At 57.2% G+C, this 19,321-nt stretch carries 17 protein-coding genes and 1 riboswitch; of the genes, 10 read left to right on the plus strand and 7 right to left on the minus strand.

The genetic code is table 11. From position 1 onward, the window contains the following. Positions 1–36: 36 nt before the first annotated feature. Positions 37–1,389, minus strand: coding sequence for a M24 family metallopeptidase (locus tag AYI87_RS04135; RefSeq protein WP_144199860.1), 1,353 nt, complete (start codon positions 1,387–1,389; stop codon positions 37–39). Between the two features lie 132 nt (positions 1,390–1,521). Here AYI87_RS04135 and AYI87_RS04140 point away from each other — a divergent pair, with 132 nt between their 5' ends. Then, on the plus strand, positions 1,522–2,151 hold the full coding sequence (locus AYI87_RS04140) for a flavin reductase family protein (protein ID WP_144200141.1): 630 nt from the start codon (positions 1,522–1,524) through the stop codon (positions 2,149–2,151). 5 nt (positions 2,152–2,156) lie between these two features. Here AYI87_RS04140 and dauA read toward each other — a convergent pair whose 3' ends face one another. Further along, positions 2,157–3,866, minus strand: a complete 1,710-nt coding sequence (gene dauA / locus AYI87_RS04145) for a C4-dicarboxylic acid transporter DauA (protein WP_260865076.1) — start codon at positions 3,864–3,866, stop codon at positions 2,157–2,159. 518 nt (positions 3,867–4,384) lie between these two features. Then, positions 4,385–4,506, plus strand: a riboswitch (glycine riboswitch). 216 nt (positions 4,507–4,722) lie between these two features. Between dauA and AYI87_RS04150 the strand changes: the two genes are divergently transcribed. Continuing rightward, the gene (locus tag AYI87_RS04150) at positions 4,723–6,096 is read left to right on the plus strand and encodes an alanine/glycine:cation symporter family protein (protein ID WP_144199863.1); all 1,374 of its coding nucleotides are present in this window, start codon (positions 4,723–4,725) and stop codon (positions 6,094–6,096) included. 355 nt (positions 6,097–6,451) lie between these two features. On the opposite strand, the gene AYI87_RS04155 is transcribed toward AYI87_RS04150, so the two are convergent. Next, positions 6,452–7,114 carry an arginine N-succinyltransferase gene (locus tag AYI87_RS04155; protein ID WP_260865067.1) on the minus strand — a complete coding sequence of 221 codons (663 nt, stop codon included), beginning with the start codon at positions 7,112–7,114 and terminating at the stop codon, positions 6,452–6,454. A 224-nt stretch (positions 7,115–7,338) separates the two neighbouring features. Continuing rightward, positions 7,339–8,091 (minus strand): hypothetical protein, encoded by a 753-nt coding sequence (locus AYI87_RS04160; protein WP_144199867.1) that lies wholly within the window; start codon positions 8,089–8,091, stop codon positions 7,339–7,341. Positions 8,092–8,336: 245 nt separating this feature from the next. On the opposite strand from AYI87_RS04160, the gene AYI87_RS04165 reads away from it, so the two are divergent. The 3 genes from AYI87_RS04165 to AYI87_RS04175 all read left to right on the plus strand — a co-directional run bounded on the left by AYI87_RS04165 (position 8,337) and on the right by AYI87_RS04175 (position 10,983). Continuing rightward, positions 8,337–8,843, plus strand: a complete 507-nt coding sequence (locus AYI87_RS04165) for a hypothetical protein (protein WP_144199868.1) — start codon at positions 8,337–8,339, stop codon at positions 8,841–8,843. Between the two features lie 162 nt (positions 8,844–9,005). After that, the gene (locus tag AYI87_RS04170) at positions 9,006–10,598 is read left to right on the plus strand and encodes a bacteriohemerythrin (protein WP_144199869.1); all 1,593 of its coding nucleotides are present in this window, start codon (positions 9,006–9,008) and stop codon (positions 10,596–10,598) included. Positions 10,599–10,728: 130 nt separating this feature from the next. Continuing rightward, positions 10,729–10,983: a DUF2999 family protein gene (locus AYI87_RS04175; RefSeq protein ID WP_011864297.1), complete on the plus strand. Its 255-nt coding sequence runs from the start codon at positions 10,729–10,731 to the stop codon at positions 10,981–10,983. An 82-nt stretch (positions 10,984–11,065) separates the two neighbouring features. Here the strand turns inward: AYI87_RS04175 and AYI87_RS04180 are convergent, their stop codons facing one another. Beyond that, positions 11,066–13,093: an alpha/beta hydrolase family protein gene (locus AYI87_RS04180; RefSeq protein ID WP_144199871.1), complete on the minus strand. Its 2,028-nt coding sequence runs from the start codon at positions 13,091–13,093 to the stop codon at positions 11,066–11,068. A gap of 359 nt (positions 13,094–13,452) precedes the next feature. Here AYI87_RS04180 and AYI87_RS04185 point away from each other — a divergent pair, with 359 nt between their 5' ends. The 5 genes from AYI87_RS04185 (at position 13,453) to AYI87_RS04205 (ending at position 17,202) form a co-directional block, all read left to right on the plus strand. Continuing rightward, on the plus strand, positions 13,453–13,824 hold the full coding sequence (locus AYI87_RS04185; RefSeq protein WP_144199873.1) for an ArsR/SmtB family transcription factor: 372 nt from the start codon (positions 13,453–13,455) through the stop codon (positions 13,822–13,824). 55 nt (positions 13,825–13,879) lie between these two features. After that, complete coding sequence (locus tag AYI87_RS04190; RefSeq protein ID WP_144199874.1) at positions 13,880–14,128, plus strand: thioredoxin family protein; 249 nt, start codon at positions 13,880–13,882, stop codon at positions 14,126–14,128. A gap of 26 nt (positions 14,129–14,154) precedes the next feature. Continuing rightward, positions 14,155–15,186 carry a permease gene (locus tag AYI87_RS04195; RefSeq protein ID WP_144199876.1) on the plus strand — a complete coding sequence of 344 codons (1,032 nt, stop codon included), beginning with the start codon at positions 14,155–14,157 and terminating at the stop codon, positions 15,184–15,186. 92 nt (positions 15,187–15,278) lie between these two features. Then, positions 15,279–15,884, plus strand: a complete 606-nt coding sequence (locus AYI87_RS04200) for an excalibur calcium-binding domain-containing protein (protein WP_144199877.1) — start codon at positions 15,279–15,281, stop codon at positions 15,882–15,884. A gap of 46 nt (positions 15,885–15,930) precedes the next feature. Next, the gene (locus AYI87_RS04205) at positions 15,931–17,202 is read left to right on the plus strand and encodes a hypothetical protein (protein ID WP_144199879.1); all 1,272 of its coding nucleotides are present in this window, start codon (positions 15,931–15,933) and stop codon (positions 17,200–17,202) included. A gap of 121 nt (positions 17,203–17,323) precedes the next feature. On the opposite strand, the gene AYI87_RS04210 is transcribed toward AYI87_RS04205, so the two are convergent. Both AYI87_RS04210 and AYI87_RS04215 read right to left on the minus strand, forming a co-directional pair. Further along, positions 17,324–18,145, minus strand: a complete 822-nt coding sequence (locus AYI87_RS04210; protein WP_186300548.1) for a hypothetical protein — start codon at positions 18,143–18,145, stop codon at positions 17,324–17,326. A 2-nt stretch (positions 18,146–18,147) separates the two neighbouring features. Further along, positions 18,148–19,314, minus strand: a complete 1,167-nt coding sequence (locus AYI87_RS04215; protein WP_144199881.1) for a BamA/TamA family outer membrane protein — start codon at positions 19,312–19,314, stop codon at positions 18,148–18,150. Positions 19,315–19,321: the final 7 nt, after the last annotated feature.

A 19,321-nucleotide genomic window follows, 5' to 3' on the forward strand; every position in this document is an offset into this window, starting at 1 on the left:
AGTGTCAACAAAAATACAACAAATGTATTAGTCCGCTCACTGACCTCCCATACTTAATTCCGGTTCGATTAAGATCAGTGCCGTTTGGCGGCCATCCAGATACCAGACGCCGCTGGCGTCAAACATGGCATCTTCCTCCAGCATGATACGGATCTCGCGCTCCCATTCGGGGATAAACACGGCGTTATTGAGCTCGATGGAGTAGGCGGTATTGAGATGCAGGGGGTGATCCCCAGATCCCGCGATCCCTTGCTGGGCATCCCACATCCCTAAGCTAGTGCCGGCGCCATGACCGTGATAGCCGATGGGATGAGAGTAAATAGTCGGCTTAAGCCCGGCAGCGATGGCCTGTTCGCGCGCCGCCTTGAGCACCTCATTGCCCGTCCTGCCCACGGCAAACTGAGCCGTAAGTAGGTCTTGCAGCTGGTTACCAGAGTTAAACGCCTTCACCAGATAGTCGGGCGCCTGGGTCTCGCCATCGCGCAGTACATAGGCGAGTTGCTGGGTATCGGTATTCAATCTCAGGTAGGTGATACCAAAGTCCACATGCAGGAGATCACCCGGCAGAATTAGGGTATCGCCAGAGAGGTCTTGCTGCTTAGCCCTCTGTATGGTGACGCTGGGATGGAACCAGGTGTCGAGTTTCAGCTCACGTACCCGCTCCCTAAACCACCACACCAGATCCTCGCTGGTCGTCTGCCCCACCTTAATCACCCGATTGGAAAAACCCTGGGCGATTATCTCATGGGCCATCTTGATCAGGCTGGAGTAGAGCTCAACCTCCTCTGGGATGCGGCGCTCAAGCCAGCCCACCGCAAGCGGCTCGGCAGACACCAGCGCCTGTCGATAACGCTCGGGCAGATGACTCAAGAGCCGCTGCTCGTCTCCCGATACCAAGCCGTCGGCGTGGGCCCAGTTGCCGGAGCGGTTCACTCCGATACGCTTGGGTTGATAGCGCTCCACTAAGGCGTTAAGCGCCTGCCACTGACTGGGATGCGCCTCCTTATCCCAGGCCTTGGAAAACAGATTCCCCACACTGTAAGGCGCGATGGCATAGGCGTTCACCTCACCCGCTTTATCGCGGGCAAATACCAGTATGGTGGTGCGCCGCGCCGACAACCAGGTAGCAGGTAGCAGGGTTTTCAGTACAGGATCTTCGTTATATTCACGGCTGATCAGCAGCCACATATCGATATTGGTCTCGCCCATCAAGTCGGGCAGCAATTGCTGCACACGCTTCTGAGTCAGACTGTCGATCATCGCCGCACGCTCGCGCAGCGGCAGTATCTCGTCGGTAGCGGCCGCCCGACCAAACTGAGGCGCCAGTAGGCAGACGAGCGAGATAAAAATCGCAAAGAGGCTTAAGTTATTATTCTTATTGGTAAACATTCGAGCTCTCACAGTTAGGTAGGGGATTTTTTAGACTAATCAAAAACTCAGCCCAAGACCAGAGAGTTGTTTTTCGAGCTGAAGCGGCGTTAAATAACCTAATCGACGGCAGTCTTGGCAGAGGGTGATGAGATGGACACTCAGGCGCGTTATTACTATGAACCGAGCAAGGGCCATGGGCTGGCGCACGATCCGCTCAATGCCATCGTCGGACCCAGACCGATCGGCTGGATCGCCTCGCGCAGCCCCGAGGGCCATAGAAATCTGGCTCCCTACAGCTTCTTCAACTGCTTCAACTACCATCCGCCCATCATAGGCTTCGCCAGCGTCGGCTATAAGGACAGCCTGGCCAACATATTGGCTACGGGCGAATTTGTCTGGAATCTGGCCACCCGGCCGCTGGCCGAGAAGATGAACCTCACCTCGGCGGCCCTGCCAGCGGGCAGCGACGAGTTTGGTTTTGCCGGGCTCACGCCTGTGCCGGGTAGCATTGTGGGGGTCGACCGAGTGGCCGAGAGCCCGGTCAACTTCGAGTGCAGGCTGACCCAGTCGCTGCAGCTGCAATCGGCCGCTGGTGAGAAGATTGATACCTGGCTGGTGCTGGGCGAAGTGGTCGCCGTGCATATCGACCCCAGCCTGATAGAAGATGGCAGCTACCAGACCGCTAAGGCCGATCCTATCCTCAGGGCCGGCGGCCCCTCTGCCTACTACGGCATCTCTGAGGCGCTGCGCTTCGACATGCAGCGGCCCCAAGTGCCCTAATCGCTTTATGCCTGCGCCGTCATCCGCTGGGCCAGCGCAAAGCTGTCGTCCATGGTGCGGGCGTACTCCACCTGACCACGGCGTTTGCGGATCCCCGCCCGCCTGAGCTTGAGCAACATGCGTGGCTGCAGGTTGTTGATGATCAACGCCACCTGCTTGCCCGACAGATCTTGGGCGATAGACTCCATGGCGACGATGGCGCTCATATCCAGCAGAGTCACCTCGGACATATCCAGAATCACCACCCGCACGTCGGGACGCACCAGGGCGATGGTCTTGAGCGCCTTGTGGGCCGAACCGAAAAACAGCGGCCCATTGATGTCGTACACCACCACACTCTCAGGCACCTGGTAGGCCTGATGATTAGTCTCCACCGCCCTGGCATCGGTCAGGCTGATGCTGCGGCGAATAAACAACATGGCCGCCAGCCCCATGCCCACCGCCACGGCAATCGTCATGTCGAACAGCACGGTAAGGGCGAAGCAGAGCACCAAGATCAACACATCGTCCCTCGGCGCCACCTTGAGGGTACGGGCAAAGTGTTTGGCCTCGCTCATGTTCCAGGCCACCACCAGCAGCAGCGCCGCCATCGAGGCCATGGGAATGTATGACAGCAGCGGCGCCAGCAGGAGGATCCCCGCCAGAATAAACAGGCCATGCACCACTGAGGCCAGCGGCATGCTGCCCCCGGCCTTGACGTTGGCCGCGGTGCGAGCGATGGCCGCCGTCGCCGGAATACCGCCAAACAGAGGCACCAAGATGTTACCCAGCCCCTGGCCGATCAGCTCATCGTTGGGGTTGTGCTTCTTGCCCGACATACCGTCGGCCACTACGGCGCACAGCAAGGATTCCAGCGCCCCAAGGATGGCGATGGTAATGGCAGAGGGCAGTAGCTCGCGCACCAGCTCGAAGCTCATGCCTATGGGCTGACCATCGGCGCCCGGCAGGTTCCAGGGCCACTCGAAGCTGGGCATGATGGGCGGAATACCGCTGCCCAGCAGGCCATCGAGCTCATAGTGAAAACGGCTGCCTATGGTCGCCACCGAGAAACCGCCGATCATCTGGGTCATGACCCAGGCGATGAGTGCGCCCACCAAGAGCGCCGCCAGATGCGCCGGCACCTTAGACTTGAGCTTAGGCCAGACCAGCAACACGGCCAGGGTCAGGGCACCGATCAGCGTCTCCTGCCAACTGATGCTGGTCAGCGCCTGGAGGATATAGGAGAGCTTTTCCAGGTAATGTTCGCCACCGGCGGCCACCTCAAGGCCGAAAAAGTCTTTGATCTGAAAGGTGGCGATCACCACACCTATCCCGGCGGTGAAGCCTACGGTCACGGGATAAGGCACTATCTCGATCAACTTGCCCAGCTTACCCAGCCCCATCAACAGCAGTATCACCCCGGCCATCAGGCCGCTCAGCAGGAGTCCCCCCAGGCCAAACTGCTGCACTATGGGCAGCAGAATCACCACGAAGGCCGCCGTCGGCCCAGAGATGTTGACCTTAGAGCCGCCACACAGGGCGATCACTATGCCGGCGATCATCGCCGTGTAGAGGCCGTGCTGGGGCGGCACGCCGCTGGCGATCGCCAGTGCCATAGAGAGTGGCAGGGCAATCACCCCCACGGTCAATCCCGCCAAGATGTTGGTCTGTATCTCCTGAAAAGAGGGTTTAGCGCTGATGCTTTTTTTGACTGCTGAAAACATGTTGATCCCGATGAAATAATGCTTGCGGCCGCAACACAGTTGCGAACATCTGAGTGTAACGAGTCGAGATCAAGGCTTGTCTGCACTTGGCAAAAAATGGCAAGTCGTGAGGTGACGATACACCTGAAGTTTCTGTGAGCGTAGAGGCTGGACTGCTAAGCAATGAATGCCAGTATAACCACAGTGTGATTATGAGCTTTTATTCTAAACCCTGGGCGGGCGCCAAGGTAAGGGGCTGGGCGAAAAAAATCGTACGCCTTTGGTCTAAGCCTGGCGTTTAAACCCTCTCCTTCCTATCCCCTACTCTCTTTGCCACACTTCTCAACCAAAAGTGTGACTTAACCCCTTGAGCTGACGCGGCGTTTGACGCATGCTATACGGTCCGGGGGCTAGCGCCCCCGGATTCCGTTCGGATGAAGGTAGCAGGAGAGTGGGGAGTCAACCCCACACCGACGAGGCAAGTTTGTCGCCAAGCGTTATCGGCGAGAAACCACTCTTTCAGGTGCCATATTGTGGCGTGGACTGTTACTGGACGAGCCTCTGGAGAGACTGTGAGCCCAGGATAACCCCTAGGTATCACGGCGCCGAAGGCGAAAGTGCAGCCCCAATGGCTCTGCGCGAAACGCTCAGGCAAAAGGACAGAGGAGAGGATGACTGTAGCGGTTATAGCCCCGGCTATATTCAGTCACTGTCGTTTGTTGCTTTTGCCCAGTTGGTATCCACCAATGTAAATGCTTGTCGAAGCTAATAGCTGTAACTGTCAATAGCTGTCAAATAGCCACAAACGCCAGTCTCCACACAGACATTTCTTTTCCTCCTCCATATTAGGGGGTCTACGGACCCTTGAGTTTAATATTCGAGGAACATCATGAATTTTTACGCGTTACTAAGCGAGATCAACGCCATCGTCTGGGGCCCTATCACCCTGTGCCTACTGGTCGGTACCGGCCTCTATCTCACCCTGCGCCTCAGGCTGATCCAGGTATTCAAACTGCCCCTGGCACTCAGGCTGCTGTTCAAACCCGCCAGCGGCCAGGGGGATCTCTCCTCCTTCGCCGCCCTGTGCACCGCGCTGTCGGCCACCATAGGCACGGGCAATATCGTCGGCGTGGCCACCGCCATCAAGGTAGGCGGCCCGGGCGCCCTCTTCTGGATGTGGCTGGCGGCCTTCTTCGGTATGGCCACCAAGTATGGCGAGTGCATGCTGGCGCTCAAGTATCGCACCACAGACGCGCGCGGCAATATCGCCGGCGGCCCCATGTATTACATAGAGCGCGGCCTGGGTCTGGGCTGGCTGGCCAAGCTGTTCGCCCTGTTCGGCGTCGGCGTCGCCTTCTTCGGCATAGGCACCTTTGCCCAGGTCAATGCCATCAGCGATGCCATGATCATCGCCTTCCACCTGCCCGCCTGGGTCACGGCCCTGGTGCTCACCCTACTGGTTGCCGCGGTTACCCTTGGGGGCGTTAAGCGGATCGCCAAGGTGGCACAGAAGCTGGTACCCAGCATGGCGCTGGGATATGTGCTGGCCTGCCTGTGGATTTTGGTGACCTTTAGCGAGCAGATCATCCCGGCGCTGCAGCTGGTGATCCACTCGGCTTTCAGCCCCATCTCGGCCGCCGGCGGCTTCCTGGGTGCAACTGTTGCGCAGGCGATTCAGATAGGGATCGCCCGCGGCGTCTTCTCCAACGAGTCGGGTCTGGGTAGCGCGCCCATCGCAGCGGCCGCCGCCAAGACCAAGGAGCCGGTCGAACAGGGACTGGTGAGCATGACGGGCACCTTCTTCGACACCCTGCTCATCTGCACCATGACGGGACTGGTGCTGATCATCACGGGGGTCTGGAGCGGCGACGCCGCCGGTGCCGCCATGACCAGCGCCGCCTTCGCCACCGGCGGTTCGGCCATCATCGGCCAATATCTGGTCACCATAGCCCTGGTCTGCTTCGCCTTCACCACCATACTGGGCTGGCACTACTACGGCGAGCGCTGCTGGTACTATCTCACCGGCCACAAGCTGGGCGAGCGAGGCATTAAGATCTACCAGTTTATCTTTCTCAGCCTGATTGCCGTGGGTGCCTTCATCCAGCTGGATCTCATCTGGCTGCTGGCCGATACCGTCAACGGCCTGATGGCGATTCCCAACCTTATCGCCCTCATCGGCCTGCGCAAGGTGATCATAGCCGACACCCTGAGCTATTTCGCCGCCAAAGACAGCCAGGGCGCGCAGCAGGAGCTGGCCGCCTGAGATCTTAAATGATCGCCAGAACGCTTAAAGGATCGCTGCCGAGCGCGGCGGCGATCACAACAAGTCGACAAAAGCTGATCGAGATCAAATACCCGAGTAATTTAATCAAGTACTCTGTGGCCAGTTAATCGAACCAACAGGAGTTGTTATGAGTTGTTGTGGCGGATGCGGCGGACAAGCCGAGAAACCTAAACAGGAAGAGAGCAAACAAGAGAAGGCAGCAGAGCAGGAGGCCGACACCCAGCAGACCAAGGACTAGGCGCCATCTCACCACCTCCCTACACCACTGCATCGAAAGCCGGCCCTCATCACCGGCTTTTATTTTGCCTCCTAATCAGCCCGGGGCCGGGCGATTCTAGCGGCGTAATTTAAGATAGAGTTCGCCATCGCGGATCTGCAGATCCTCGACCCCATCGGCGAAGGCGTTCCAGAAGCCGCGATCGCCAAACTCCCCAACCAGATTGACGTTCTTCATGTTACCCAACCAGGCATTGGGGATAGGCACGCCCATCAGGCTCACGCCAGCCAGGGCAACCACGGGGCGACGGCTGGCATCCAGATGGATATCCAGCCCGGCGTTCACCCGCAGGATCTCACCGGCCATGATGGGAAAGTCCTGGGGAATGGGGATCAAGATCTTGGCGCTGGCCAGATTGTCGGAGAAGTCTATCGCCACGCGCTCGGCAAAATCAGGGTTGCGGCCAATCATGGCGTTGACCTCCTTCTCGCTAAAGGTCACCCGGCGATCGGCGTCGCGCTCACGATAGGGCTCGGGCTCGAGTTTACCAGCGCCGCCGTGGCGATCATCCTTGCGCTCCACCTGCCAGCCCAGCTGGGACAGCTTGTTATCCAGTCGCTGCTCCTCCTTCGCATTGAGGGTCACAGGGGTAAAGGGCGAGGGAAAGATATAGGTCTTGATGATAAAGAAGCTGGCCAGCGCGGTCAGCACCATGGTCAGGAGCACGATCAAGAAGATCTGCATTCCGCTAAAGCCTCGCTGAGCGCGCATCGCGGTCATGGGGCCTCTTTTTCTGGCAAGCAATTTGTTAGCAAGCATCACGCCTTCCTTTGGCCGCCGAACAGTGTTGGTTCGTGGCGCTATAAATCAGTCTGTTGCAGGCTATGGTACTTGGCTAAGGGGAAGAAGAAAACCTGGGCCACACCCTAAGGGTGGGCCCAGGCGGAGATCGCCGACACCAGGAGAGAGGGTAGCGTCGGCAAATTTGTAGGCAAAGGTTTGATTTAAAAGACGTAAAAATAACGCAGCTTCAAGGTCGACTCTGTACCCACCACATAACCGCCGAAGGGAGAGTTCTCACCTATGTAACGGGTCCTGTGGTCGGTAGAGGCGTTATTGACCAGAAAATGTTCGTTCACCAGCATCAGCTTATGACGTTTATCGTCCGTCAGGTTAGCGGTCAGGTTAAACTCCAGCTTAAGGGTCTGCCCCAGCTCGTCATCGTTCCAGCTGGCGTACTGGGGATGAAAGGTGGCGCTGAAGGTATCGTTAAACTGATAGTCCGCCTTGATGTTGAGCTGGGCACCATTATCTTTAAACACCTGACCATCGGCGCCCTTCATGTCGATCGCCGCCAGGGTCGGATTAACCCGCAGGCAAAACTTGTCCCAACAATCTTTATAGGCGAGACCCACCGCGGCGATATTGGGGCCGGCGCCGAGCCAGTCCCCCTTGATGAGATCCACTGAGACACCGAAGTTATCGTTCCAGAAGCCGTAGGCCCAGTTGCGCGCCACGGTCATGTCGCCGTTACGGTTTATCTTGGCAGCCGTGGTGTTGCTCCAGTTAAGCCCGAGAAACTCCACATTCACCGCCTGCAAGATGGCTTCGACCTGCTGTTTCTCCTTCTTCTCCGTGGGCTGCACTGTGCGCGCCGACTCGAAGCCTAGACCACCGATAATGGTCGCCGCCGATGCCGGCGTGGCGGCAATAAAGGCGCCAGAGATCAACGCCGGAACAAGGAGTAATTTTTTCATGGGCCTTCTCTTATTGGTTATCACAGAGGTAATGGAATGCCATCTTATCCCCGCAGGGACGATCCGCCTTGGCAGTTAATATGCGAAAAACCAATAGATACTGGCGTGGTTGCGCTAGCCTGCTATGAGACGGCTAGGATGCGAGCGCTCTTGTTGCAAGCCATGCCCCACTCCTTGGACTAGGCATTCGTGGGGATTCTGTTAGAGTAATTAAGATAAACATAAAGTGCATGAGGAACTTACCTATGGGTGTATTCACCAAGCTGTCACTCCCCCTACTCGCCGCCCTGGCGCTCTCGGCCTGTAACCAGGAAGAGCAATCAGCCCCCGCGCAGCCACCTGCGGCGAAGCAAAGCGCTGAAGAGACAGTCGCAATTAAGACCGATGAGGCCAAGATGACTCAAGTCGAAACGAGCAAGGCTCAGCCCAAGGCCGAGGATCTTAAAATTGTCGCCGAGGGGTTATCTAAGGAGACCAGCGACTCACTGCAGAAGGCGATCACCATGACACAAGGCACGGTTAGGTATTTCAATCTCGAAGGCGGTTTCTGGGGCATAGTCGCCGACGATGGTCGCCACATACTGCCGCAAAATCTCCCCCAGGAGTATCGCAAGGATGGCCTGCGCCTGAGCTTCAAGGCCCAAGAGGTTAAAGATATGATGACCATACAACAGTGGGGCATACTCTCTAAGCTGAGCAATATCGAGGTGACCGGCAGGGTCGACAGCAAGTCCGGCGATCCCCGCCTCTAGGCACTCACCTTCCCTCCCCTCCACATTCTACCCGCATTAGACTAACATTTGGCCCGGCTAAATCAGCGCCGGGCCGAGCGGTTTTTATTAGCGGAGACAGATAACCTATTTAGTGAATTTGGACTAAATTTTATAGAGTCACACTCAACATAAGGTTTGGGAATGATTGATAAAATTGCGAAAAGGATCGCTTCGCTGAGCGCCCTGCAGTGGAGCCTGCTGACCGGCCTGCCACTGGTGCCGATAGCCTACCTCTTGATACGCCAAGGCGCCTGGGGCTGGCTGGCCCTGTTAGTTATCGACTACCTGTTTATCCTCTCCGTGCTGCTAGCCATGAGTAGCATGTTCGGCAGGCTGCGCAGCGCCGCCATCCATCTCTCCGAGGGCGATCTCAGGGTAAGACTCGACACCCAGGAGGCCCTCGGCGGCCCGCTGTTTAAGGCCTTCAATCAGATAGGCGAGGATGTGTCGCGCACCGTCTTCTCCCTGAGCAAGTCTGCCCAGCAGCTGGTCAGAGTGGCCGATACAGTGCAGGCCGACTCCCAAGTCTCCAAAACCGGCGCCCTCAGGCAGAAAGGCGATGTCGAAGAGGCCAAACAGATAGTCTCCAGGCTGTTTGAGACCACCGCCGAAGTCTCCTCCTTCTGCGAGTCCACCTCACAGCTGGCCAGCGAGTCCAAGCGTCAGGCAGATCGTGGTAAACAGGAGATGCGCTCCCTCGAAACGGCCCTTGAAGAAGTTGGCGAACAGTTTGCCGCCTCGGACCAGAACTTCGAGCAGCTCAAGCAGGAGAGCCAGCAGATAGGTCAGGTGGTAGAAACCATCAAAAGTATTGCCGAGCAAACCAACCTGCTGGCGCTCAACGCCGCCATCGAGAGTGCCCGCGCCGGCGAGCTGGGCCGAGGCTTCGCCGTAGTCGCCGACGAGGTTCGCTCCCTGGCGCTACGCACCCAGGTGGCCACCGAAGATATCAACAACAAGATAGTCAACCTGCAGACCCAGATAAATGGTGCCATCGCGGCGATGCAGAAAAACCGCCAGAGCGTGCAACACTCCCAGAGCGTGGCCAACGAGGCCGAATCCCATTTCGAAGAGTTGGTGAGTCAGATAGACGCCATCGATGCCCTGGGCCAGGAGATCGCCGTCGCCTCTCAGCATCAGGTAGAGCAGACTCAGGTGCTGGAAACCTGTCTGGTGGAGGTCGACAAGGTATCGGATGAAAACGTCAAGGCTACCCAGGAGACACTGCTGGCTAGCATCACGGTGCGTAATCTGGCGGGTGAGATCGACTCCCTGCTGCACCGCTTTGCCACCGACAGCGAGCAGATCGGCCGTGAGGATACACGCCGCGACAAGCTGATCGAATGGAGCGACGCCCTGGATCTCAACCTCGCCGAGATCAACCGTCAGCACCAGACCCTGGTACACCTGATCAACGAGCTCTACTATCTGCTCAACAACAACTATGGCCTGGCCTCCATCAAGCGGGTGGTACAGGGGCTGATCGACTACACGGCCAATCACTTCAAATATGAAGAGACGCTGTTCGAGCAGTTTGGCTACCCCCAGGACAAGCAGCATACCGACTCTCACCACCAGCTGGTGGGCAAGGTGCTGGCGTTTCAGCGCCGGGTCGAACAGGGCGAAGATATTGGCGATGAGTTGATGGCATTTCTGAAGAGCTGGCTCAGCCAGCACATCCAGAAGGAGGACAAGGCCTATGTGGACTGCTTCAAGCGCAATGGCATGAACTAGATACTGCCGCATGAACTAGAAACTGCGGCATGCGCTAGAAGCTTTGGCATGAGAAGCTATCGCTTGAGCTGGTCACAGAGGATGCTACACTTGCGGCCTGTTTTACTTTCAACCGAGATAAGGTAGTGCAATGAATCCTATTATTGCGATCTTAAAAGAACACAACGTCAGCGACGCGCAGATCCAGGAGCTGTTTCAGGCCCTGACCGAAAACCCTCTGATGGCCATGGGCACCATTGGTCAGCTGGGGATCGCCCCGGAGAAGCTACAACAGTTGATGGCGCTGGTGATGCAAAATCCCGCCCTGATCAAAGAGGCGGTGACCGAGCTAGGCCTGGATTTCGCCAAGGTCGAGGCGGCCAAGGCCCAACTTCAGAAGTCTTAAGCTTTTCATCTCATCAAAAAAGGCTGCCCTATGTAATTGGGGCAGCCTTTTTTATTGCTGACTTAATGGCTAGATTGATCGCCTACTTGCCACCCGGCTCGGCGAAGCGGGTCATCCAGTCTTTCACCTGGTGATACCAGTAGATGGAGTTGTTAGGCTTCATGATCCAGTGATTCTCGTCGGGGAAGTAGATCATGCGCGACTCCACGCCACGGGTCTGCAGGGTTCTGAACAGCTCGAAGCCCTGGCCCACAGGCACGCGATAATCCAGCTGACCATGGATCACCAGGGTCGGGGTGTTGAAGTTGCCCGCGCCATAGTGAGGCGAGATAGACTGGTAGATCTCTGGGTTATCCCAGTAGTTGCCAAAGCGTGGGCTGTGCACCGAGAAATCCGCCGCCATCTGAGAGTACATGTTGTATACGGCAGCGTGGATCAACAGGGCGTTGAAGGGATGCTTCTGCCCCAGGATGATAGAGGTCAGGTAACCACCATAGCTGGCACCACCGGCCACCATGCGCTTGTCGTCGATCCAGGACTGCTGCTTAAACCAGTCTGCCGCCTTGAGCACATCTTCCAGTGACTTGTTCTTCCAGTCCGGGTTGATGCTATCGGCAAACGCCTGGCCGAAGCTGTTGGAACCGTGGAAGTTTGGCCAGGCAGTAACATAGCCCCAGGAGGCGAAGGTCTGGGCGTTCCAGCGGTAATGGAAACCGTCTGAGATGGCGTTGTGCGGCCCACCATGAACCAGCATCATCAGCGGATATTTCTTGCTGCGATCGAATCCCGGTGGGTAATGCACCCACATCTGGATCTCTTTGTCCTGATAGCCCTTGTAGGTCACGGACTCATAGGTGCCCAGATCGACATCCGCGAGGATCTCGTCGTTAAAGCTATCCAAACGGCTGTTCTTGCCGTTCTTGCCATTCACCTTCACCAGGCGCGCCGGGTAGAGAAAGCTATCATTAGTCGCAACCAGGGTACCATTGTTGGCGATGGCCGGCTGCCCAAAGTTGGTCGCCTTAGTGATCGCCTTCACCTTGCCATTCTTGGCATCGATATGGAACAGGCGTCTGGTAGCCGCATCGTCGATGGCGGCATAGAAACCCTTGCTGTCTGGGGTCCACACAAAGCGGGCCACAGAGCGATCCCAATCCTTGGCAAGCATCTTAGTGCTGCGCTTCTTCAAGTCGAACAGCATCAGCTTGGCGGTATCGGCATAGAAGCCCTGAATATGCTGGCGGGTGAAGGCCAATGTCTTACCGTTAGGGCTGAACTGCGGGCTGGCGTCCGGCGCCAGGTTGTCTGGGGTGATGTTCTCCGCCTTGCCGCTGCCGATGGCCGCCAGGAAGAGATCCAGCTTAGGATTCACCTGATTGTCGCTGCCGTTGGCGTTAAAGGCGATCCAGGCTTCATCGGGGCTGATGTCATAGCTGCCCGCACCTTGGGAAGAGCGTGGCAACTCGATATTCAGGGGCTGAGTGATCGCCTCCACCTCGCCGCCCTTGGCGGCAATACGGAACACATGAGCCTGACGGCCTTCGTCTATCCAGTGATCGAAGCTCGAATAGGGCAGCGCGTTCCACTGATGGGCCGACACCTTGTTGTCCTTATCGGCCTTGAGCTGCTCGCCTATCTCTTTCCAGTTCTTACCCGGATAGACAGAGCTGATGAAGTAGAGGTGCTCGCCCACCCACTTGAGGCCATAGACGCCGCTGGGCACATCGCTTAGACGCTGAGCCTCGCCCGGTCCATCCATAGGCAAGAGATAGATCTGCCCCGCCTCATCCTTATCGCGCTTGCTGATAAAGGCCAGGGTCTTGCTGTCTGGTGAGAATACCGGCTCGCTCACCCGCATCCCCTTGGCGGTCAGGGCGCGCTGCTGCTTGCCGTCCTGGCTAAACAGCCACAGCTGGGTATTGCCCTTATCTTCGGGCACATCGTACTCGGTGACTGGGGCGATGATGTAATCGCCGTTGGGGGAAATGCTGGGGTTACCTATTCGACTGAGCTGCCATAGCACCTCCACCGACAGGGGCTTGCCCATCTGGGCAAAAACCGTCGTCACCGGCATCAAGATGCACAGCAACAAAATGGCTATCTTCTTCACGCGTCCTCTCCTTCAAGTTGTTTTTATTGTGATTTGGCCAACATGATCGACCCTAACACTTAAACTAAGCTTAATCCTTAGCACACCTCCAAGAGCTTCACTCTATCACCACGCAACATAAGTACAAATTTTCGCCACATAGATAGACTATCCTGCACCAGACCTGCGCCAGAGGCTCGACAGAGTTGCACAAACTGCAAATCTGATTCACTCAGATTGCAAATCAGCCAGGGCTCACAAAGCCTTCTGCAGTTGAAAGGCTCATCACAAACCCGAGCTAAACCCTTGATTAAAGCTAACTCCCACCCAGAACATTTGGCTATTATGCCAAATGAAGGCTCCACTTTTTGAGGCGCACCATGAAACCTGCAACGACACAGATCCAGACTCAAGCTCAGGCCCAGACTCATACCCAAGCTCATATCCAGAGCCAAGAGCGACTCAACACCCGCGCCGCCCTACTCAAGGCGCTGGCCCACCCGACCCGTCTCTGGCTGGTTGAACAGCTGGAACACCAGGAGCGCTGCGTCTGCGAGCTGACCGATGGCGTCGACGCCGACATCTCCACCGTCTCCAAACACCTGGCGCTACTGCGGCAGGCGGGCATAGTCGCCAGTCGCCGCGAGGGCAAGCAGATCTACTACCGGCTGGAGACGCCTTGCCTGCTCGGCATGCTGAGCTGTATCGAAGCCGCCCTAGCGCAATCACCCGGCTGCTGCGCCAATTCATAAGCAGCCAAAACAGATAAAGCCAAACCTATTCAATCCGTGAGATAAGGGGAAACAGATGAAGATAGAAGTACTCGGCAGCGGCTGTAAACGCTGCACTAACCTCGCCAGCGACATCGCCAGGATCGCCGATGAGCTTAACCTCAACATAGAGCTGACCAAGGTGACCGACATGGCGCAGATCGCCGCCTACGGCGTGATGTCGACCCCAGCCATAGTGATCGACGGCGAGGTGCTGGCCGTCGGCCGCCTGCCCAGCGAGGACGAGCTCGCCCAGCTGCTGACCAAGATCAACAAGGTGCAATAGCGCCTCAATCACCTTTAGGGGGCCCCATGCTAGCCTGGTTTACCCAACTCGCCGATCTCCTGATCTACGATCTGCTCGGCCTCTCCAGCCAGAGCGCCGCCGGACAGGCGCTGCACTTCTTCGTCGAAGACACCAGCAAGATCTTCGCCCTCCTGCTGGTGATGATCTACCTGATCGGCTGGCTACGGGCAGCGCTCAATGTCGAGCGGGTGCGCGACTATCTGGCGGGCAAGCCTAAGCTGCTGGGTTATGGCTTGGGGGCCGGCTTTGGCGCCATCACCCCCTTCTGCTCCTGCTCCAGCATTCCCGTGTTCCTCGGCTTTACCACGGCGGGGATCCCCGTGGGGATCACCATGGCGTTCCTGCTGACCTCGCCGCTGATCAACGAGGTGGCCATCTTGCTGCTGTTTAGCCTGCTGGGGGCCAAGATCACCCTGCTCTACACCCTCACCGGCATCACCATTGGCATGCTCGGCGGTGCCCTGCTGGATCTGCTACATGCCGAACGCTGGCTACAGCCCCTCGCCGCTAACGCCTACCGACGCGGCGCCACCCAGACGCAAACTTCAACTTCGATGTCTGACACTTACACGCCAGGCGAGAGCCCGCTCGGCATAAATCCGCCCGGCATGAGCTGGCGCCAACGCCATCAATTTGCCAAGGAGGAGACGTTCACCATCTTCGGCCGCGTGTGGAAGTGGGTGATTATTGGGGTCGGTATCGGCGCGGCGCTGCACGGCTTCGTGCCCGCAGGTTATCTTGAAGCCAACCTGGGCGACGGCCAGTGGTGGTCAGTGCCCATCGCCGTGCTAATGGGCATCCCCCTGTATGCCAATGCCACCGGGGTGATCCCGGTACTTGAGAGCCTGTTGATCCAGGGCGTGCCCCTGGGCACCACGCTGGCCTTCTGCATGAGCACGGTCGCCGCCAGCTTTCCCGAATTTGTCATGCTCAAACAGGTGATGCAGTGGCGCCTGCTGGCCCTGCTGTTTGCCCTGCTACTGGTCGCCTTCACCCTGATGGGTTGGGTGCTGAACCTGGTCACCATTAGCGGATGACAAAGCAGGAGAATTCGCGATAGCATAGGCGAACAATATTGCTTAGCCGCTGAATCAACAGGCAAATAATTCATAAAAGGACAATCTTAGCCATGGAAAGAGGCACGCTGGTTCGCTGGAACGATGACAAAGGCTTTGGCTTCATCAAGCCGAACACGCCCAATGCCCAAGATGTGTTTATCCATATCTCCACCCTGAAACAGATGGCCAGAAAGCCTGTGGTGGGCGACGAGATAGTCTATCAAAGCCAGCAACAGAGCGATGGCAAGATAAAGGCGATTAAAGCCAGCATCGAGGGGGTCGCCGTCATATCGGGCGTAACTTCTGGCCTCGCGAATAAACCGACTCGCTCCCAATATAAAGACCATACGCCCACGTCCCACTATTCCCATCGTCGCTCCGGCTCACGCCTACAGCGGATGATCTTCATTATCATACTGGTAAGTATCGGCAGCTTCGCCATTAAACAGTATCAGGCACTCAATGCCACTCCGGTGATCACCTACGATGAACTCCCTACAGTAGAGACCCAAGAGTGGCAACCGGCGACGCCTAAGTTTCGCTGTGAGGCTGGTAAGACACATTGCAGTCATATGCGCTCCTGCGAGGAGGCCACCTATTACCTTCGTCATTGCCCGGGCACAGAAATGGACGGCGATGGCGACGGTATCCCCTGTGAACGCCAGTGGTGCAACTAAAGGAACACCCTAAATCAATTAACAGCTACAACGACAAGGAAGCTTCATGAAACAAGGATTGGTATTTCTCGGTCTGGCCCTGGGTGGCCTGGCCCTCAACGTCAACGCTCAGCAGTGCGATCTCACCATCACAGGCACAGTGCCCGAAGGGATTAGCCTGGATAAGCTGGTCGTCTCCACCTACAACAAGGAACTGCCGGTCACCAGCCGGGACTATTCCCTGTGCGCCAGCAAGCAAGATCTTGAGGTCGTCGGCCGCCATAGCCCCAACAACACCATCTACCTGATGGATAAAAGCGGCGCTATCCCCAGAGGCATATATACCGCCGAGGTGTTTGTGCAGAGCAAGGCAATCACCCTAGGCCCTGCCTCCAGCCTGACCAAGCAAGCCTGTAACCTGCGCTGCGGCTACTATGCCAACCAAAGGGTGCTGCACTCAGACAAATTGCAGCAACTGGCAAGCCAGTATCAACAACTGGCGGCCAGCGATCGCAAGGCGATTGGTTCCTTCGTTAGCCAGCATAAAGCCGAGTTGGCCCAGCTCTACTATGGCGACTTAAAGCCCAAATCCATGGCGCCAGTCGATACCAGCGATCTCTGGGTCGATCCCTACAGCGGTGCCGGACTCTACTTCGATTCGCCCGAAAACCTGCTCAATAGCACCTTTAGAGACACTGTGGGCACCGAGGCCAGAGAGGCGCGCAAACAAGACAAGGCCGTCGCCGAGGTGATGAAGCAACATATGGCCTCGCTACAAGGGCTTATGAAAGGCTTCAACAGCTGGCAGGCCCGCGGGGACGCCATCGCGACCGTAACCGATGAGCTTAAGGCGAGCCAAGATCCGGCGGCGACTCAGGTGGCGCAGATCTTCATCGACGGCTACCAAGAAGCCGAGGCGACGCTCAAGGCATACCTAGCCAACGACAACAAGACGCCTATCGCCTCGCTCACCCAGGCCGACAAGGCATTCGAACTGCTGCTGGCCGACTGGACTGTCGCCGCCTACACCCACAGCAAAGATAAACAGGCCTTCTCGGCACTGTTCAGCGAGCAGTTTAAACTCAAGCTGCCAATTAAGGATCGTGAGTTAGACAAGGCGCTGAGCCGCCTGATAGACCTGCCCAGTCATCTGAGTAAGATGTCACTCGAGCAAGGCTACCAAAACATTCAGGTCGAATTTAAAGATGCCTTGCCCAAATCAAGCGAACGCTATGACTTCAAGGATGCCCTGCACAGCGTCAGCTTTGTGTATGAGAAGGGTGCCTGGCGACTCGATAGCGTCAGCCAGCTGCCGATCGCCCACTACGAAACCAACTAGCAGGCGCTTGGGTTAAATTAGTCGCTTAAGCTAGGCGTTTATCTTGGGCGTTTATCTTGAGCGTTTATGCTGGGCGTTAATGTTAGCCGCCGCGCTTGAATTAGGAAAGAAAGCGGGCGACTCACGCCGAGGGGGCCAGGTCGCAACTCGAGCTGTAATGGTTCAGCTCGATGAGGCCCTGCAGCAAGATGCCGTGATAGCGCGCCTTGATCAGCTGATAGTCCAGCTCGGGGGCGAAATAGTAAGTCACCTCTTCGGCGCCAGTCTGTTCCACGGGCACCAGCATCAATTCTCCCCAAGGCGCCACCTCGGCGGCTTGCGGAGCCTTCACATAAAATTGATAGGGCTCCATGGCATCGGACGCCTGACGAACCAGGGCAAACTGATGCCTGCCCTGCATCAACAGTCGGCGCATCTCTATCGCCAGGGTGTCTACGTCCCGCAGGGCCTTGTCTTTGGAGTGATAATCGGTCACCTCACCATCCAGATCCACCCGCGCGGCGCGGCCATTGTGACTGAAGCGCACCTGCATGTCTCTGGCGCGAAAGCCGCTCACCTGCTGATGAAACGCCTGGGTGACCCACTCCTCTGTGGTCTCCGACCAGCTGAGTTCGGCCCGCTGCCGATAGCGGGTGCCTATGCCTAGGATGCTGGCCTCACTGTTTGAGGTCACTACTGCCTGTTTGCCCTGCCACTGCTCGGTGCGGCTCATGGTGCCCGTGTGTATGCCGCTGAGATAGATGTCGTAATCCGAGCGGCGAGTACACTGTGGCTTCTGCTTAGGGGCCGCATCGATAACAGCCTTGTCTTGTGCATCACGAATCCGAGTCTCGTCCGCCTTCGCGTACTGGCTCAAAGCCAGGGCCGCAACAACGGCCGAGGCGACAAGCATAGGCTTGGTGTTAACACACAATCGAACAGGCAGAGCGAACGGTACAGTCATGACTAGAAGACTTCGTTGACGTTGAGGTAGAAGTTGGTCTCATTCTCGCCGACCCCCACATCCAGACGCAGGTTGATGTTATCTTTGATCTTAAAGCGGAAACCCGTACCGTAAGAGGTCAGCAGTTCATCGTTAAGATCGCTCACCTTATCGGCCACGCTACCCACGCCGCCCCAGAACACCATGCCGTAACGCTGGAAGATAGGCAGACGGTACTCGACCTGACCCATCATCATCTGCTTGTCACGGTAGCGGCCCTTGATGTAACCGCGCATGGCGCTGGAACCGCCGAGATCCGGCAGCATGTTCCAAGGCACATCGCCGCTGGTGAAGTGGCCCTGCACCTGCCAGGCGATTAGGCCAGGCATCTGGCTCAACAAAGAGGTGGTGCTGAGATCGATATAGTTGGCCAGCTCAAGGTCATACTTGGCGAAGCTGTCGTACTCGCTGTTTTGATACAGACCCGCATCGAGCTGCAACAACCAGCCCTTGGTGGCGTTGAGGCGATAGTCGCGGGAATCATAGATGCTGGTCACCACCAGGCCCGAGCTAAAGTTGCTTGGCAAGATGCCGTCGGATGGCAGGGGAATATCGCCCTCTACCCGAGTGAACTTGTCGGCACTGGCGTAGGTAAAGTCGGCGCCCACACCAACAAAATAGTTGTCGGCCACCAGCGTCATCCAGCGCGGCGTGAAGCTGTAGAGCTGCTCGTCGAACTCATGGTGATTGCTGTCGATGTTACCGTCGGCTATGCCACGGCCGTAGTAGACAGACGCCTCGTTGTGCAGCTCCAGCCCTAGCTGCAGGCGCTGCTTGCCGCCGTTGAAGAAGGTCATGTTTTCCACTTCGACGCCGTAGGAGTTGTTCATCGACACGAAGGAGTTCAGCACCAATGAGGAAGGCTGCTCCTCGGGCGACGCGCCATCTGTCTTATACAGGCCCACCATCAGCAGGCCCACGCCGAACTTCTTCTCGGGCGTGTAATAGGCGGTCGGTAGGTAGCTCATGTCTATGGTCTTGCTCTCGTCAAACTCACCGTCGGCGCCGAAGACGTCAAGGATCTCATCGATCCAGGTAGGCTGCATATCTTTTGGCGTTTCAATCAGGGGCTCTACGGCGGCGGCCAATTGAGAAAAGGCCAGCAGAGAAAAGCATAAAATCCGTTTCATAAACACT

The sequence above is a fragment of the Shewanella sp. KCT genome (assembly GCF_007636505.1).
Taxonomy (GTDB): domain Bacteria; phylum Pseudomonadota; class Gammaproteobacteria; order Enterobacterales; family Shewanellaceae; genus Shewanella; species Shewanella halotolerans.